A 16,532-nucleotide genomic window follows, 5' to 3' on the forward strand; every position below is an offset into this window, starting at 1 on the left:
TCGCGCCACCGTCGCCGTCGAGGCTCGCAGCACGAGCAGTCCGAGGAGGACCGATGCGAGTCGTGATCGTGACCGAGAGCTTCCTACCCACCGTCAACGGGGTCACCACGAGCGTGCTGCGCGTGCTCGACCACCTGGCCCGACGCGGACACGAGGCCATGGTCATCGCCCCGGCGGGCCGCGGGACCACGAGCTACGCCGGCTTCCCCGTCCACCGGGTGCCGTCCGTGGCCTACCGCCAGTTCCCGGTCGGTCTGCCGAACCCGCAGGTCGCGGCCGCCATCGCCGGGTTCCGACCCGACGTCGTGCACGTCGCCTCGCCGTTCCTGCTCGGCGCCCAGGCCATCGCCGCGGCGGCACGCCTGGGCGTGCCCTCGGTCGCCGTCTTCCAGACCGACGTCGCCCGGTACGCGGGGACGAACGGCCTCGGGCTCGGCTCGGCCGTCGCCTGGCGGCTCGTGCGCCGGATCCACGACCAGGCCACGACGACGCTGGTCCCCTCGCGCGCCTCCTTGCGGGACCTCGAGACGGCCGGCGTGGGCCGGCTCGCGACCTGGGGGCGTGGAGTCGACTCGGCCCTGTTCCACCCGAACCGCAAGTCGGGCGACGCGGTGCGCGCCCTGCGGGAGTCCTGGGGCGCACCCGATCAGGTGCTCGTCGGCTACGTGGGCCGGCTGGCCCCCGAGAAACAGGTCGAGCGGCTGGCCGCCCTGCGCCCCCTGCGGGAGGCCCGCCTCGTGGTCGTCGGGGGCGGCCCCTCACTGCCCGCCCTCCGCCGCCGCCTGCGACAGCTCGACCCGGTGTTCACCGGCCCTCTGCACGGTGAGCACCTCGCGGACGCCTATGCGGCGCTCGACGTGTTCGTGCACACCGGCTCGACCGAGACCTTCGGTCAGACCGTCCAGGAGGCCCACGCCAGCGGACTGCCGGTCGTGGCCCCGGCCGCGGGCGGGCCCCTCGACCTGGTGCGGCACGGGGTCGACGGGTTCCTCTTCGAGCCCCGCCACGACCACTCGCTCCGCCGGAGCGTCCGCACCCTGGTCGCGTCGGACGAGCTGCGGGCCCGCTTCGGCGAGGCCGGCAGGCGGGCGGTCGTCGGACGCACGTGGGAGACGCTCGGCGACGAGCTCGTCGAGCACTACCGACGGGCGATGGCGAGCGTCCGCGACGGGGCTGAGCGCGCCTCCGTCCGCTGATCGCGGGGCCGGGCCGACGGGTCCGTCTTGTCTCGACGTCGAACGACTTCGGAGGGGCGGGGCCGCGTCCGCACTCGGCGGGAACATAGACTGGACAGGTTCTGAGAACGCCACCAGCGGACACGGCTGTCCCTCGTACCGATCGAGCGAGAGCGTCGTCCGCCCCATCCGCGAGGAGAAGTGCTCATGGCCGAGCAGTCGACGCGAACGGTCGCATCACCGGCAGGCAGACCGGGTGCACCGAAGATCAGTGCGCCCAAGGCGCCCGGGAAGATCGCCGGCACCCTCTACCGGGGCCGTGAGGGCATGTGGTCGTGGGTCCTCCACCGCATCACCGGCGTGAGCATCTACTTCTTCCTGCTGGTGCACATCCTCGACACCGCCCTGGTGCGGATCAGCCCCGAGGCCTACAACGCGGTGATCGGCACCTACAAGAACCCGATCATGGGGCTCGGCGAGACCGGCCTCGTCGCCGCGATCCTGTTCCACGCCCTGAACGGCCTGCGGATCATCCTCATCGACTTCTGGGGCCCCGGCACCAAGTACCAGCGCGTCATGTTCTGGGTCGTCATCGGCCTCGCCGTGGTCCTGTTCGCCGGTTTCGCCCCGCGCCACCTGATGAACGTCTTCTCGGAGTAGAGCCATGACCACCCAGACCGTCGAAGCCCCGCGCTCGGCCCGTGCGGCCCAGCGCTCCACCAACTACGAGAAGTGGGGCTGGATCTACATGCGCGCCAGCGGCCTGCTGCTCGTCGTGCTCGTGTTCGGCCACCTGTTCATCAACCTGCTCGCGAGCGAGGGCGGCGTCAAGGCCATCGACTTCGCCTTCGTGGCCGGCAAGTGGGCCAGCCCGTTCTGGCAGGTCTACGACACCCTCCTCCTCTGGCTCGCGCTGATCCACGGCACGAACGGCATGCGGACGATCGTCAACGACTACGTCTCGAAGCCGACGGTGCGCAAGGTCCTGCTCGTCACGCTCGTCACCTCGACCGTCGTCCTGCTCGTCCTCGGCACGCTCGTGATCTACACGTTCGACCCGTGCCCCGCGAACGCCCCGGCCGACCTGCTGCCGTCGTTCTGCACCGCCGGCTAGCCACCCGGCCCACCGTCCACTCCGGCCACCGGCCGCACGTCCCCCACCGGAAAGAACCGTGACCACACCCTCCCCCGCCCCCGCCAGCACCGTCGTCGACGGCGTCCACTACCACCAGCACGACATCGTCATCGTCGGGGCCGGGGGTGCGGGCATGAGGGCGGCCATCGAGGCCGGCCCGAACGCCAGCACCGCGGTGATCTCGAAGCTGTACCCGACCCGTTCGCACACCGGTGCGGCCCAGGGCGGCATGGCCGCGGCCCTCGCCAACGTCGAGGACGACAACTGGGAGTGGCACACGTTCGACACCGTCAAGGGCGGCGACTACCTCGTCGACCAGGACGCCGCCGAGATCCTCGCCAAGGAGGCGATCGACGCCGTCCTCGACCTCGAGAACATGGGGCTGCCGTTCAACCGCACCCCCGAGGGCAAGATCGACCAGCGTCGCTTCGGCGGCCACACGGCCGAGCACGGCAAGAACCCCGTCCGGCGAGCCTGCTACGCGGCCGACCGCACCGGTCACATGATCCTCCAGACGCTCTACCAGAACTGCGTCAAGCACGGCATCAACTTCTTCAACGAGTTCTACGTCCTCGACCTCATCATGGGAGAGATCGACGGAGAAGAGCGCCCGGCCGGCGTGATCGCCTACGAGCTCTCGACCGGCGACCTGCACGTGTTCCAGGGCAAGGCCGTCATCTTCGCCACCGGCGGCTTCGGCAAGATCTACAAGACGACGTCCAACGCGCACACCCTGACCGGCGACGGCGTGGGCATCATCTGGCGCAAGGGCCTGCCGCTCGAGGACATGGAGTTCTTCCAGTTCCACCCGACCGGCCTCGCCGGGCTCGGCATCCTGCTGAGCGAGGCCGCCCGCGGTGAGGGCGCGATCCTGCGCAACAGCGAGGGCGAGCGCTTCATGGAGCGATACGCCCCCACCATCAAGGACCTGGCGCCCCGCGACATCGTCGCGCGCTGCATGGCGACCGAGATCCGCGAGGGCCGTGGGGCCGGACCGCACAAGGACTACGTCTACCTCGACATCACCCACCTCGACCCGGCCGTGATCGACGCCAAGCTGCCGGACATCACGGAGTTCGCCCGCACCTACCTCGGCGTCGAGCCCTACACCGAGCCCGTCCCCGTGCTGCCGACCGCCCACTACGCCATGGGTGGCATCCCGACGAACGTCAAGGCCGAGGTGCTCCGCGACAACACGACGGTCGTGCCGGGCCTCTACGCCGCCGGCGAGTGCGCCTGCGTCAGCGTGCACGGCTCGAACCGCCTCGGCACGAACTCGCTGCTCGACATCAACGTCTTCGGCAAGCGCGCCGGCAACAACGCCGTCGAGTACGTGAAGGACGCACCCTTCGTGCCGCTGCCCGACGATCCGGCCGGCTTCGTGCGCGGTCTCGTCGAGGACGTCCGCAACGCCACGGGCACCGAGCGCATCGCGACGCTGCGCAAGGAGCTGCAAGACAGCATGGACCGCAACGCCCAGGTGTTCCGTACCGAAGAGACCCTCGACGAGGTCACCCACGTGATCGCCGACCTCCGCGACCGGTTCAAGAACATCTCGGTGCAGGACAAGGGCAAGCGCTTCAACACCGACCTGCTCGAGGCCATCGAGCTGGGCTTCCTGCTCGACCTCGCCGAGGTCGTCGTCTACTCGGCTCGTTCGCGTCAGGAGAGCCGCGGGGGGCACTTCCGCGAGGACTACCCCACGCGCGACGACGAGAACTGGCTCGTCCACACGATGGCGTACCTGACGGGCGACGCCCACTCGTCCCTGGCCGGCGACCACATCCGCCTCGACACCAAACCCGTCGTGATCACGAACTACCAGCCGATGGAACGGAAGTACTGACATGAGCACCGCTGTCCTCGAGAACAAGCCCCAGGGCGCCGACGCCGTCCCCACGTTCACGGCGACCCTGATCATCCGCCGGTTCGACCCCGAGGTCGACGACGAGCCCCGCTGGCAGGACTTCGACGTCCAGGTGCTGCCGACGGACCGGGTGCTCGACGCCCTGCACCAGATCAAGTGGGAGCAGGACGGTTCGCTGACCTTCCGTCGTTCGTGCGCCCACGGCGTCTGCGGCTCCGACGCGATGCGCATCAACGGTCGCAACCGGTTGGCCTGCAAGACGCTGATCAAGGACCTCGACATCTCGCAGCCGATCTACGTCGAAGCCATCAAGGGGCTTCCCCTCGAGAAGGACCTCGTCGTCGACATGGAGCCCTTCTTCCAGTCGTACCGCGAGATCCAGCCGTTCCTCATGGCCTCGTCCAAGCCCGAGAAGGAGCGCCTGCAGAGCGCCACCCAGCGTGAGCGCTTCGACGACACGACCAAGTGCATCCTCTGCGCCGCCTGCACGTCGAGCTGCCCGGTGTTCTGGACCGACGGCCAGTACTTCGGTCCGGCCGCCATCGTCAACGCGCACCGCTTCATCTTCGACTCGCGCGACGAGGGTGCGCAGGTGCGCCTCGACATCCTGAACGACAAAGAAGGCGTGTGGCGCTGCCGCACCACCTTCAACTGCACCGAGGCCTGCCCGCGCGGCATCCAGGTGACGCAGGCCATCGCCGAGGTCAAGCAGGCCGTCTTGCGCGGACGGGCCTGACACCGAGCCACCTCCACGAGAGAGGGCCCGACCACCATGTGGTCGGGCCCTCTCTCGTACGACGGGTCGCGGCGGCGCATGGACGCACGTCGACGACCTGGTCAGTCGTCCTCGACGATGCAGGCGGCCTCGAGGCCGAGGGCGAGTCGTAGCGCGACCGACACCCCGGTCTCGCCTTCGTCGCCCATCGGGGCGACGGCGTCGATCCAGAACACCGGTAGGGGCACCGAGGGCGGGTCGGGCAGCAGACGGTGGACCTCGTCCGCCTCGGTCAGTTCGGCCGCCTGGTAGACGGTGAGCAGCGGAACCCCACCCGCCCCGAACACCTGGAGGGCGTCGCCGCCGTCGATCTCGCGCACGCCGAGCGAACCGTCGACCGCGTGGGCCGCCGTCGCGAGGTCGAGCTGGTCGTAGACGTGCGGACTCAGGATGGTGATGTCGCGGGGCATCAGCTCTCGTCCTCGGCCGGACGCGGACGCTCGGTTCCGGCCTGGGACTCGATGCCGTCGGTCTGGCCGCCGGACCGGCTGCCCGTCCCGGCATCGGCCTCGGTGATGGCCTCGGCCTCGGCCTCGGCCGTGCTCTCGTGCAGCAGGTCCAGTTCGTGCAGGTCTTCCTCCCACGCCTGGAGCAGAGGGCTGGCGACGAGCTGGGCGAGCCTCTCGGGGCCGACCGCCTCCAGCGTGCGGTGCAGGGCGTTCCAGCCCGACGTGGCCTCGTCACCCAGCGGCACGACGTAGGCGGGCAGGCGCGGTCGGCCGACCACGACGACCGGACGTCCGGCGTCGAGGGCGGAGCGTTCGAGGCCGAGCCGACGCACGGACGGTGCGCCGATCAAGAGGGCGACCGGGTTCGGCGGGGGGTAGGTCACGGCCCGGACGCACCGATCGGACTCGCCCTCGCGGGCGATGACGAGGGCGAAGGTCGGCAGGGACGACTCGGCGATGTGGCCGAGAGCGTCGGTCAGCCGGGCGATGGCCTCGTCGAGCGTCCCCTCGGTCACGTCGACCGTCAACGCCGTGGTCTCCTCGATGCCGTGGTCGGTGACCCGTGCGGTGATCGTCGCCGACAGGTGCGGCCCCTCGACGACGACCCGGACGGTCTCGGGAGCCTGGTGACGGGCGTGTTGGGTGAGGACCCAGCGGTCCCAGCCGTGGCCCAGGGGCTCGGTCGCCCCCCATCGGGTCGGGACGGTGCCCGAGACCGCCGCTCCCAGGGTCTCGACCGCACCTCCCAGGCTCGTGTCGTGGGACGCCCTGTGGAGCACCGTGAGGTCGACGCTGAGCTGGCAGGTGGTGTCGACGGCGTCGGCGATGAGGGGCAGCCACCCGGCGGACGGCGCGGCGGGCACCGAGGCGTCGGGCTCGGTGGCCGCGGCGTCGACGTCGGCGTAGGGCAGGCCCGTGAGGCCGTCCCGGAGACGGTCCTGGTCGTCGTGCACGGCCCAGACGCCCCCGGCGGCGACCAGGGCGGCCCGGAGGCCGACGGTGAGGCGCGACCGTTCGCTGGTGACGAGCACGACACGTCGACTCGTCGGGGGTCGACCGAGGAGGTCCGCGAGCGGACGACTGAGTCGGACGACGCGGGCCCTGCTGTCGACCCGGACGGCGCGCGACGAGATCGCGTCGACCAACGGGTGTCGGATTGGGGTGCCCACCCGTCGATTCTGCTCCGTGGCGGAGGGCCGTGACCGGATGCACGGCGGACTCGGACCAGCCCGGCCCGAGACGGCCCGCGCGGCCTAGGCTGGGTCCCCGTCATCGCCAACGACCCTCGAGAGGCCTGCCATGAACGACGTCCGACGTCTCGACCGACGGCCCTGTAGGCCCGCTCCGCGAGCGATCTCGTGAGACGACGCCCGTACCGCAACGGCGAACGCCCCCTCGACCAGCGGGAACGCCGACGAGCGTTCGCGGCAGCCGTCCGGACGAGGCCGCCCCTCCGACCCACCGCCGACCGGGAGTTCGGTCGGGCTCTCGCGCGCCTCGACGAGCTCGTCGAGAAGGTCCTGCTCTCGGGCGACCACGACCGCTTGCTCGACGAGACGCGGGTGTCGACCTGGCCTCGCGAACTGGACGCCGTCGTCGCGGTCGTGGTGGACCGGCTCGATCCGCCGCCGTCGGTCGACCGCGCGGCGGTGTCCGCCGCCGTCGCGGACAACCTGGAGGCGCGCTTCGGCCTGCGTGCGGGAGCATCCCCGACCGAGAGGTCGGTCGTCCTCTGGCAGTCGGTGGCCGGTGCCGACTCGCGGCTCGCCGAGAACGGGTGGGAGCGTGACGTCCTCTCGGACGACCGAGAGGCGCTGGCCGAGTTCTTCGCCTCGGACGGCGATCCGGTGCGGGCACGTCTCACGCGGTCGTCGGGTCGCCTGCACCTCGAACTGCGGGGCACGAACGCACCCGTCGGCGACCGGTCGTCGTCGTACGCGGTGCTGTCGAGGTCGAGCGCACTCGTCCTCGTCGACGATCCTCGCGGCCTCGTCTCGGTGCTCGACGAGAGCACGGCCGGTGCGCTGCGCGACGTGGTCGTGGCCTGGGGCGAACTGGCCGACCACCTCGACGAACGACGCGCTGAGACCGGGGCACGCTGAAGCCGGACGGTCTTGAGGCCGGACCGTTCTGAGGCCCGACCGTCCTGAGGCCGGAACGCCCCGAGGCCCGACGGCCCCGAGGTCGGACGGACGACGAACGACGCCGCCCCCCGGGAGGGGCGACGCCATCCCGACCGTCAGACGGTGACGGCTTCGGCTGCCTGTCGCGCGCCCGCGGCGGTGGTCGCCGCGACGGCGGCGGCCGCGAGCTCGCGAGCCTGGTCGAGGGTGTACCGGGAGAGCTCGAGGCGCACGTCGGCCAACGCGGCCGGCGTCATCGAGAGCGTGGTCGCCCCCAGACCGACGAGCACGACGGCCAGCAGGGGGTCGGCCGCGGCCTCGCCGCAGATGCCGACCGGCTTGCCGGCTGCGGCACCGGCGTCGCCGAGCGACTTGACCAGACGCAGCACGGCGGGGTGCCAGGGGTCTTGATAGGCGGCCACGGAGCCGAGCATGCGGTCGGCCGCCATCGTGTACTGGGTGAGGTCGTTCGTCCCGACGCTGACGAAGTCGGCGCTGGCGAAGATCTGGTCCGCGAGCACCGCGAGCGAGGGGACCTCGGCCATCACGCCGACCGTCTTCAGGCCGAGTTCTCGGCCGAGGGCGACGAAGTACTCGGTCTCTTCGGCGTCGCTGACCATGGGCGCCATGACCCACAGGTCGGCGGTGGTCGCCGCCTGTGCCTGCGCCAAGGCGGTGAGCTGGTCGCGCAGGATGTCTTCTTTGACGCGCAGGGCGCGGAGGCCGCGCAGGCCGAGCGCGGGATTCTCCTCGTGGGCGTCGTTCAGGAAGCTGAGCGGCTTGTCGGCGCCCGCGTCGAGGGCGCGCACGACGACCTTCTTGCCCGGGAAGGCCTCGAGCAGGGCGGTGTAGCTCGCCGTCTGGCTCTCGACGGTGGGCGCGGTGGAATTGCCGAGGAAGAGGAACTCGGTGCGGAACAGTCCGACGCCTTCGGCACCCAGTTCGATGGCCCCGGCCGCCTCGGCCGGCGCGCCGAGGTTCGCGAGCAGCGGGACGGTGTGGCCGTCGGCCAGCGCGCCCTCGGTGAGCGGCGCGGCAGCGGCGGCGGCGCGGTCGGCGATGCGCTTCTCGGCGTCGGCGACCTCGTCGGCGGAAGGGTCGACCGTGACGACGCCGGTCGCGGCGTCGGCGACGACGATCGTGCCGTCGGCGAGGTCGAGGGCACCGGTCACCCCGACGATCGCGGGGATCGACTTGGACCGGGCGAGGATGGCCGTGTGCGACGTGGGTCCGCCATCACGCGTGACCAGTGCGAGCACCTTGTCGAGGTCGAGCAGGGCGGTGTCGGCAGGCGCGAGGTCGGGCGCGACGAGCACGAACGGGGTGTCGCTCTCGGGCACCCCGGGAGCCGGGACGCCTCGCAGCGAGGCGATGACGCGCTGCGCCACGTCGCCGAGGTCCGTCGCGCGTTCGGCCATGTAGCCCCCCATGCCGATCAGGAGGTCCTGGAAGGCGGCGAACGCCTCGTGCACGGCGCGTTCACCGGTGCGACCGTCGTCGATGCGGGCCTTCACGTCGTCGGTGAGGGTGGGGTCCTGGGCCATCAGCGACTGGGCGTCGAGGACGTCCTTCGCCTCGCCGCCGGCCTTCTCGCCGCGGGCCGTGAGGTCGGCGGCGACCGCGGAGAGGGCGGTGAGCACGGCGTCGTACTCGAGAGCCGCGTCGGCGGTGCGGGGGTCGGTGCCCGGCTCGGGCAGCGGATCGGGCATCTTCTTGACGGGGCCGACGGCCACTCCACGTCCGACGCCAACGCCCTGTAGTGCCACGGTGAACCTCTTCGAGTCTCGATGGTGGGGACGTGCGGCAGGACGCCGGGCACGCCCACGGTCGGTCCATCGTAGACGGAACGTCCGGACGTCCGGTCAGCGCCGATCCCGGGCTCGACCGAGGTGGCCGGGCCGCGTCGCCCGGCCACCCCTACCCTGGACGCATGCGCGCGCCGTGGACCCGAGAACCGACGCCCGACCCGGCCGAGGCGATCCGCGCCTCCGCGGCGGGACGCCCGTCCGGACGCGCCCGGCGGGCCGGCTCACGCGTCGTGGGGTCGCGGCCGACCCGGGTGCTGGCGCGGCACGTCACGGCGAAGGGGCCGCTGCTCGCGGCCGGGTTGACCTACCAGGCGCTCTTCGCCCTGTTCGCGGCCCTGTGGGTGGGCTTCTCGGTCGCGGGGTTCGTCGTCTCGGGCGACCAGGTGCTCCGTGACGAGTTGATCGTGTTCATCCGCTCGGCCGTCCCCGGGCTCATCCAGGACGTCGACGGCACGGGCGTCGTCGACCCCGAGTTGCTGCTCGACGCGTCGGTCTTCGGTTGGACCGGCGCGGTCGCCCTGCTCGGCCTGCTGGTGTCGTCCGTCACGCTGCTCGGCAGCATGCGCGACTGCGTGCGCATCGTGTTCCGGGCACCGCAACCGGTCACGCCGCTCGGCCGACTGATCGTGCGCGACCTCGGCCTGGCCCTCGCATTCGGGGCCGCGGTCGTCGTGTCGGCGACGCTGTCGCTGCTCAGCACCACGGCGGTCTCGGGCCTGTTGTCCGGGGTGGGCGTCTCGACCCGGTCGATCGCGGGCGAGGCGACCCTGCGCGGGGTCGGCATCGTGCTCGTGTTCGTCTTCGAGACCGCGGTGCTGGCCGTCCTGTTCCGCGTGTTGGCCGGGCTGCACATCCCCTTCCGTCGACTGCTCGCGGGGGCGATGCTCGGAGCGGCCGGGTTCGTCTCGCTGACCGTGGTCGGCGGCGTCGTGCTCCGCGCCACGGGGTCGAACCCCCTGGTCGCCTCGTTCGCGGCCGTCGTCGGACTGTTGATCGTGATCAACCTGCTGTGCCAGGTCCTGCTGCTCAGCGCCGGCTGGATCGCCGTCGGCATGGACGACCTCGGCGTGCTCGCCGACCCGCATCAGGAGGCGGCCCGCCTCCGCCGCCTCGAGGAGGAACGGCGAGCCCAGGAGGCGCGGGCCCGGTCGCGGGGCGGTCGTCTGGTGGACGGCGCCCGCGGGCTGCTCTCGCGGTCGCTGCGGGCCGTCCGTCGGGGTGACCCGTCCGACGCCCCGGGCACGGGGTCTCCCGACGACCCCGGTGACGGTGCCCGCCGCTAGTCTGGAGCCCATGTCCACGCGCCTCCGTCTCGCCACCGTCAACGTCAACGGCGTCCGTGCCGCCTTCCGCAAGGGCATGGGCGACTGGCTCTCGGCTCGCGACGTGGACGTCCTCACGCTGCAAGAGGTGCGCGCCTCGACCGACGACCTCGAGGGCCTGCTCGGCCCCGAGTGGAACGTCGTGCACGACCCGGCCACCGCCAAGGGGCGGGCCGGTGTGGCCATCGCCAGCCGGGGCAAGGCCCACGTGCACCGCGTCGAGCTCGGCCCCGACGACTTCGACAGTGCCGGGCGGTGGCTCGAGGCCGACTACGAGATCGACGGCACCGTCGTGACCGTCGTCAGCACGTACGTCCACTCGGGCGAGGTCGACACCCCCAAGCAGGACGAGAAGTGGAAGTTCCTCGACGCCATGTCGGCGCGGCTCCCCGAGCTCGCCGCCCACAACGAGCTCTCGGTGGTGACGGGCGACCTCAACGTGGGCCACCGCGAACTCGACATCAAGAACTGGAAGGGCAACGTCAAGCGAGCCGGCTTCCTCCCGCGCGAACGGTCGTACTTCGACCGGTTCCTGGGGCCCGCGGGCGAGCAGGTCGTGACCGTCGACGGCACCGGCGGAGAAGGCCTCGGGTGGGTCGACGTGGGTCGACGCTTCGCCGGCGAGGTCGAGGGGCCCTATTCGTGGTGGTCCTGGCGAGGTCAGGCCTTCGACAACGACGCCGGTTGGCGCATCGACTACCAGCTGGCCACCCCGGCGCTGGCCGAGACCGTCGAGCACTACGTGGTCGACCGGGCGGCCGCCTACGACCAGCGCTGGTCGGACCACGCCCCGGTCGTCGTCGACTACCGGCTCTGACCCGCGTCCCACCCCTTCTCTTCTCGCACCACCCCGACCGAGGACCTCATGACCAAGCCCCGTCTCTTCTCCGGCATGCAGCCGTCCGCCGACTCGCTCCACGTCGGCAACTACATCGGCGCCCTGCAGCAGTGGAAGTCGCTGCAGGCGACGCACGACGCCCTGTTCTGCGTCGTCGACCTGCACGCCATCACCGTCCCCCAAGACCCCGCCGCGTTGCGTGCGCAGATCCGCGGCACCGCCGCCCAGTACATCGCCGCGGGCATCGACCCGGCGGAGTCGACGCTGTTCATCCAGTCGCACGTGCCGGCACACACGCAGTTGGCCTGGGTGCTCAACACCCTGACCGGCTTCGGCGAGGCCAGCCGCATGACGCAGTTCAAGGACAAGGCGGCCAAGCAGGGGTCCGACGCGGCCTCGCTCGGCCTGTTCGCCTACCCGACCCTGATGGCCGCCGACATCCTGCTCTACCAGGCCGAGACGGTTCCCGTCGGAGACGACCAGCGTCAGCACGTCGAGCTCACCCGCGACCTCGCCACCCGGTTCAACTCCCGTTTCGGCGAGACCTTCGTCGTGCCCGAGGCGGTGATCCAGAAAGAATCCGCGCGCATCTACGACCTGCAGTCACCCGAGTCGAAGATGAGCAAGTCGGCGGCCACCGACTCCGGAGTCGTGTGGATGCTCGACGAACCGGGCCGCACCGCCAAGAAGATCAAGTCGGCGGTCACCGACGCCGAGCGCGAGATCCGCTTCGACCGCGGGGCCAAAGCGGGGGTCTCCAACCTGCTCACCATCCTGTCGTCGTTCTCGGGCGCCAGCGTGGCCGACCTCGAGGAGCGCTACGCGGGTCGCGGCTACGGCGACCTCAAGAAGGACGTGGCCGAGGTCGTCGTCGAGACCTTCGCGCCCGTCCGCGCCCGAGCCCTCGAACTCCTCGACGACCCGGCCGAGCTCGACCGCATCCTCGCCGTCAACGCCGATCGGGCGAACGAGATCGCCCAGGCCACGATCGACACCGTGTACGACCGCATCGGCTTCGTCCGCAAGGCCTGATCGTGCTGCCGTTCGTGCTCGCGTCGCCGACCCTCGAGTTACGGGTGCCGAGCGCGGCCGACGTGCCGGCCATCGTCGACGCCTGCCGCGACGAGACCCTGCAGCGCTTCACCACGGTGCCCGTGCCGTACGGACGGTCCGACGCCGAGTTCTTCCTGCGACGCATCGTGGACGACGGGTGGGCGACGGGACGCGAGTTCACCTGGGGGCTGCGCCGCTCGGGTTCGGGTCTGCTCGAGGGCGTGGTCAGCGTTCGGCTCCGGTCGTCCGACGTCGGCTTCTGGACGGCCCCCGCCTCGCGGGGTCAGGGGATGATGACCGAGGCGCTCGGCCTGGTGGCCGACTGGGCGTTCGGCGCCGGAGGGCTCCGAGAACTCTTCTGGGAGGGCTACGTGGGCAACGACGCCTCCGCGGCCGTCGCCCGCCGGACGGGGTTCACCTACCAGGGCGTCGGTCCGGGGCTCCACCCGGACCGTGACGGAGGCCACCCCCTCTGCTGGAAGGCCCGCCTACGACCGGGCGACGCTCGGTCGGCGCGAGCCGGTTGGCCCGACCTGGGGCGCCCCGGGGTCCGTCCCGGCGGCTCGGCGGAATACCCCGTGGCCGACGGCGTTGACTCCCTCACCGATGCCGTCGACGGCGTCGCCCGCCCGTCCCCCACCGCGCACGCCCCGGCGCGCGACCGTTCCGTCCCGGAGGCACAGTGAGCATCGATCCGATCGACCACGACGTCCTCGAACGCGCCATGCGCCGGGCCGTCACGCTCGCGCGACGTGGGCCGGTCCGCGGCGTCAACCCCCAGGTCGGTTGCGTCCTCCTGCGTCCCGACGGCAGCGTCGCGGCCGAGGGATGGCACCGGGGCGCCGGCACGCCACACGCCGAGGTCGACGCCCTCTCGCACCTCTCCCCCGGCGAGGCGCGGGGTCTGACCGCCGTCGTCACGCTCGAACCCTGCGACCACGTGGGCCGCACCGGTCCGTGCAGCGTCGCCTTGATCGAGGCGGGCGTCTCCCGCGTCGTCCACGCCGTCGCCGACCCCGGCGCGTCCTCCGGAGGCGGGGCCGAGCGGCTGCGCCGCGCCGGCGTCGAGGTGGTCGACGGCGTGCTCACCGACGAGGCCACCGAGATGGCTCGCCGCTGGTTGGTGACGGCCCGGACGGGCCGACCGTTCGTGACGCTCAAGTGGGCGTCCAGCCTGGACGGTCGCACGGCGGCGTCCGACGGCAGCAGCCGCTGGATCACCGGAACGGCGTCACGGCAGCACGTTCACGAGCAGCGAGCGGCCCACGACGCGATCCTGGTGGGCACGGGCACCGTGTTGGCGGACGACCCCAGCCTGACCGCCCGCGGCGACGGCGGAGAACTGCTCCCCGACCAGCCCCTGCCCGTCGTCGTCGGCACGCGCACCGTGCCGGCCGACGCCGCCCTGCGTCGGCACCCCCGCGACATCGTCGAGACGGGGACGCACGACCTCGAGGCCGTGCTCGACGACCTCGGCGCCCGCGGGGTCCGCAGCGTGTTCGTCGAGGGCGGACCGACCGTGGCCAGCGCGTTCGTCCGGCTCGGGCTCGTCGACGACTACGTCGTGTACCTCGCGCCCACGCTGCTCGGCGGCCCCCGGACGGCCCTCGACGACCTCGGTGTGGACCACATCGACGGGCAACGACGACTGCGCGTCACCGATGCGCACCCCCTCGGCGACGACCTGGTGGTCGTCGCCCGCGACACCCCCAGGAGCCCCGCATGACCACCACGCCCGCCGCATCGTCCCAGGTGTCGTTCGAGGTCGAGACCACGGTCCCCACCCGTCACGGCACGTTCCGCATGAGGGCCTACCGCGACACCCTCACCGGCGCCGACCACGTGGCGATCATCGCGAGCGACCCGGCCGGCCTCCCCCCGGCGGACGGTGCCCTCGTGCGCGTCCACTCGGAGTGCCTCACCGGCGAGGCGTTCGGCTCCCTCAAGTGCGAGTGCGGCCCGCAGCTCGACGCCGCGCTCGACACCATCCGGGACCACGGCGGGGCCGTCGTCTACCTGCGCGGACACGAGGGTCGGGGCATCGGCCTCGTCGACAAGCTCCGGGCCTACCGCCTGCAAGAGGACGGACTCGACACCCTGGACGCCAACCTCGCCCTGGGGCTGCCGGCGGACGCCCGGGACTACGGGGCGGCGGCCGACGTGCTGCGCGACCTCGGGCTCAGCCGCGTCAGGCTGCTGAGCAACAACCCCGAGAAGCGGCGTCAGCTCGGCGAGCACGGCATCGAGGTCACCGAACTGGTGCCCCTCGTCGTCGGCGTCGGTGCCTTCAACGAGGGCTACCTCGACACGAAGCGCGACCGCATGGGCCACGAGTTGCCCGGCCACCTCGGCTCCGACGACTGAGTCCGCGGCGGCCCCCGCTCCCGCGGCCCCGACGTGCGTCCCCACCGGGGTACACGCCGGGGTACGATGGACGACGGCTGTCACGAGCGGCCACCGTCTCACCCGGCCGAGCGATCCGCAGATCCCTGCACCGCGCCTCCGTCCGACCCGTTGCGCCGCACCATGCGCCCGGTCGTCGACGTCCGCCGGGACCTCGACCCCTGCCTCGGAGTGCCCCCGTGTCTGCCCCCACCGTCGACCCGTCGACGTCGTCCGTCCCCGCCACCAACAAGCGTTCGCGCGTCATCGTCGCGAGCCTCATCGGCACCTCGATCGAGTTCTACGACTTCTACGTCTACGCGACCGCCGCGGTGCTCGTCTTCCCGACCATCTTCTTCGCCAACGACGACCCCGCCGTGGCCCGCCTCGCCTCGTTCGCGGTCTTCGGCGTCGCGTTCATCGCCCGGCCCGTCGGGTCGATCGTCTTCGGCCACTTCGGCGACCGCATCGGCCGCAAGGGCACCCTCGTGGCGTCGCTGCTGACGATGGGCATCGCCACGGTGCTGATCGGGTGCATCCCGGCGGGCACCACGCCCGGTTGGGCCGTCGCCGGCCCGGCCTGCCTCGTCGTGCTGCGCTTCTGCCAGGGCCTGGGCCTCGGCGGCGAGTGGAGCGGTGCCGCGTTGCTCGCGACGGAGAACGCGCCGGCGAACCGCCGCGCGATCTACGGCACGTTCCCCCAGCTGGGTGCGCCCATCGGCTTCATCATCGCCAACCTGCTCTTCGTGCTGCTGAACACGACCCTCACCGAGGAGCAGTTCATGGCCTGGGGATGGCGCCTGCCGTTCCTGGCGAGCGCGGTGCTGGTGATCATCGGCCTCTACGTCCGGTTCAAGCTGATCGAGACGCCGGCGTTCCAGAAGGTCGTCGACTCGGGCAACGTCGCGACCCTTCCGCTCGCCCGCGTGTTCCGGTCGAGCTGGCGCCCCCTGCTGCTCGGCACGTTCATCATGCTGGCGACCTACACGCTCTTCTACCTGATGACGACGTTCACGCTGACCTTCGGGACGGCCGACGCCGCGGGCGACCCGGCCGGCCTGGGCATCCCCCGGACGCAGTTCCTCTGGATGCTGATCCTCGGCGTGGTGTTCTTCGGCGTCTTCACCCTCGTGTCGGGGCCCCTGGCCGAGAAGTACGGTCGCCGCGCGATGCTCATCTGCGTGACGGCCGGCATCCTCGTCTTCGGCTTCACGTTCGCCCCGCTGTTCGCCGCGGGGGCCCTCGGCGCGCAGGCGTTGCTCATCATCGGCTTCGTCCTGATGGGGCTGACCTTCGGACCGATGGGGGCCGTGCTGCCCGAGCTGTTCCCCACGAGCGTGCGCTACACCGGTTCGGCGATCAGCTACAACGTCGCGAGCATCCTCGGTGCCGCCGTGGCCCCGTTCATCGCCGTCGCGCTCTGGACGGCCGCGGGCGGCAGCACCTGGCTCGTGGGTCTCTACCTGTCCTCGATGGCGGTGTTGACCCTGATCGCGCTCGTGCTCAGCCGTGAGACCCGCGACGTCGACTACGACACGGCCGGCTGACCGGACGCGACGTGCCCTGCCGGCCGGCCCGCGCCTCCTGACCGGAGGCGCGGGCCGG

General features: G+C 71.7%; 15 protein-coding genes and 1 pseudogene. 13 read left to right on the forward strand and 3 right to left on the reverse strand.

Annotation, left to right across the window (positions count from 1 at the left end; genetic code table 11):
- Window positions 1-53 precede the first annotated feature (53 nt).
- The 5 genes from ASL10_RS08715 to ASL10_RS08735 all read left to right on the forward strand — a co-directional run bounded on the left by ASL10_RS08715 (window position 54) and on the right by ASL10_RS08735 (window position 4,913).
- Window positions 54-1,196 carry a glycosyltransferase family 1 protein gene (locus ASL10_RS08715; protein ID WP_056046412.1) on the forward strand — a complete coding sequence of 381 codons (1,143 nt, stop codon included), beginning with the start codon at window positions 54-56 and terminating at the stop codon, window positions 1,194-1,196.
- Window positions 1,197-1,382: 186 nt separating this feature from the next.
- Window positions 1,383-1,835, forward strand: coding sequence for a succinate dehydrogenase, cytochrome b556 subunit (gene sdhC / locus ASL10_RS08720; protein ID WP_082460414.1), 453 nt, complete (start codon window positions 1,383-1,385; stop codon window positions 1,833-1,835).
- Between the two features lie 4 nt (window positions 1,836-1,839).
- A complete protein-coding gene (gene sdhD, locus ASL10_RS08725; RefSeq protein WP_056046415.1) occupies window positions 1,840-2,289 on the forward strand; it encodes a succinate dehydrogenase, hydrophobic membrane anchor protein in 450 nt (149 codons plus the stop codon).
- 58 nt (window positions 2,290-2,347) lie between these two features.
- Entirely contained in the window at window positions 2,348-4,156 is a 1,809-nt protein-coding gene (gene sdhA, locus ASL10_RS08730; protein ID WP_056046417.1) for a succinate dehydrogenase flavoprotein subunit, read from the forward strand.
- 1 nt (window position 4,157) lies between these two features.
- Window positions 4,158-4,913, forward strand: a complete 756-nt coding sequence (locus ASL10_RS08735) for a succinate dehydrogenase iron-sulfur subunit (RefSeq protein ID WP_056046419.1) — start codon at window positions 4,158-4,160, stop codon at window positions 4,911-4,913.
- A 101-nt stretch (window positions 4,914-5,014) separates the two neighbouring features.
- Here the strand turns inward: ASL10_RS08735 and ASL10_RS08740 are convergent, their stop codons facing one another.
- Both ASL10_RS08740 and ASL10_RS08745 read right to left on the reverse strand, forming a co-directional pair.
- Window positions 5,015-5,362, reverse strand: a complete 348-nt coding sequence (locus ASL10_RS08740) for a hypothetical protein (protein ID WP_056046421.1) — start codon at window positions 5,360-5,362, stop codon at window positions 5,015-5,017.
- On the reverse strand, window positions 5,362-6,570 hold the full coding sequence (locus tag ASL10_RS08745) for a DUF6177 family protein (RefSeq protein WP_157485342.1): 1,209 nt from the start codon (window positions 6,568-6,570) through the stop codon (window positions 5,362-5,364). Before ASL10_RS08745 ends, ASL10_RS08740 begins: the two co-directional genes overlap by 1 nt.
- 189 nt (window positions 6,571-6,759) lie before the next feature.
- On the opposite strand from ASL10_RS08745, the gene ASL10_RS08750 reads away from it, so the two are divergent.
- Window positions 6,760-7,503 carry a hypothetical protein gene (locus ASL10_RS08750; protein ID WP_056046425.1) on the forward strand — a complete coding sequence of 248 codons (744 nt, stop codon included), beginning with the start codon at window positions 6,760-6,762 and terminating at the stop codon, window positions 7,501-7,503.
- A 137-nt stretch (window positions 7,504-7,640) separates the two neighbouring features.
- On the opposite strand, the gene ptsP is transcribed toward ASL10_RS08750, so the two are convergent.
- Entirely contained in the window at window positions 7,641-9,290 is a 1,650-nt protein-coding gene (ptsP, locus tag ASL10_RS08755) for a phosphoenolpyruvate--protein phosphotransferase (protein ID WP_082460298.1), read from the reverse strand.
- Window positions 9,291-9,454: 164 nt separating this feature from the next.
- Here ptsP and ASL10_RS08760 point away from each other — a divergent pair, with 164 nt between their 5' ends.
- The 7 genes and pseudogenes from ASL10_RS08760 (at window position 9,455) to ASL10_RS08790 (ending at window position 16,474) form a co-directional block, all read left to right on the forward strand.
- Entirely contained in the window at window positions 9,455-10,615 is a 1,161-nt protein-coding gene (locus ASL10_RS08760) for a YihY/virulence factor BrkB family protein (RefSeq protein WP_056046426.1), read from the forward strand.
- Window positions 10,616-10,625: 10 nt separating this feature from the next.
- The gene (locus tag ASL10_RS08765) at window positions 10,626-11,471 is read left to right on the forward strand and encodes an exodeoxyribonuclease III (protein WP_056046429.1); all 846 of its coding nucleotides are present in this window, start codon (window positions 10,626-10,628) and stop codon (window positions 11,469-11,471) included.
- A 48-nt stretch (window positions 11,472-11,519) separates the two neighbouring features.
- A complete protein-coding gene (trpS, locus tag ASL10_RS08770) occupies window positions 11,520-12,524 on the forward strand; it encodes a tryptophan--tRNA ligase (RefSeq protein WP_082460299.1) in 1,005 nt (334 codons plus the stop codon).
- A 2-nt stretch (window positions 12,525-12,526) separates the two neighbouring features.
- Window positions 12,527-13,231: a GNAT family N-acetyltransferase gene (locus ASL10_RS16200; RefSeq protein WP_056046430.1), complete on the forward strand. Its 705-nt coding sequence runs from the start codon at window positions 12,527-12,529 to the stop codon at window positions 13,229-13,231.
- Window positions 13,232-13,269: 38 nt separating this feature from the next.
- The gene (gene ribD / locus ASL10_RS08780; protein WP_082460417.1) at window positions 13,270-14,271 is read left to right on the forward strand and encodes a bifunctional diaminohydroxyphosphoribosylaminopyrimidine deaminase/5-amino-6-(5-phosphoribosylamino)uracil reductase RibD; all 1,002 of its coding nucleotides are present in this window, start codon (window positions 13,270-13,272) and stop codon (window positions 14,269-14,271) included.
- Window positions 14,272-14,288: 17 nt separating this feature from the next.
- Window positions 14,289-14,909 (forward strand): annotated as a pseudogene (gene ribA, locus ASL10_RS08785) (GTP cyclohydrolase II); the annotation flags it as partial.
- A gap of 218 nt (window positions 14,910-15,127) precedes the next feature.
- Complete coding sequence (locus ASL10_RS08790; protein WP_056046434.1) at window positions 15,128-16,474, forward strand: MFS transporter; 1,347 nt, start codon at window positions 15,128-15,130, stop codon at window positions 16,472-16,474.
- The last annotated feature ends 58 nt before the right edge of the window (window positions 16,475-16,532 follow it).

Source organism: Frigoribacterium sp. Leaf8, assembly GCF_001421165.1.
Lineage (GTDB): Bacteria > Actinomycetota > Actinomycetes > Actinomycetales > Microbacteriaceae > Frigoribacterium.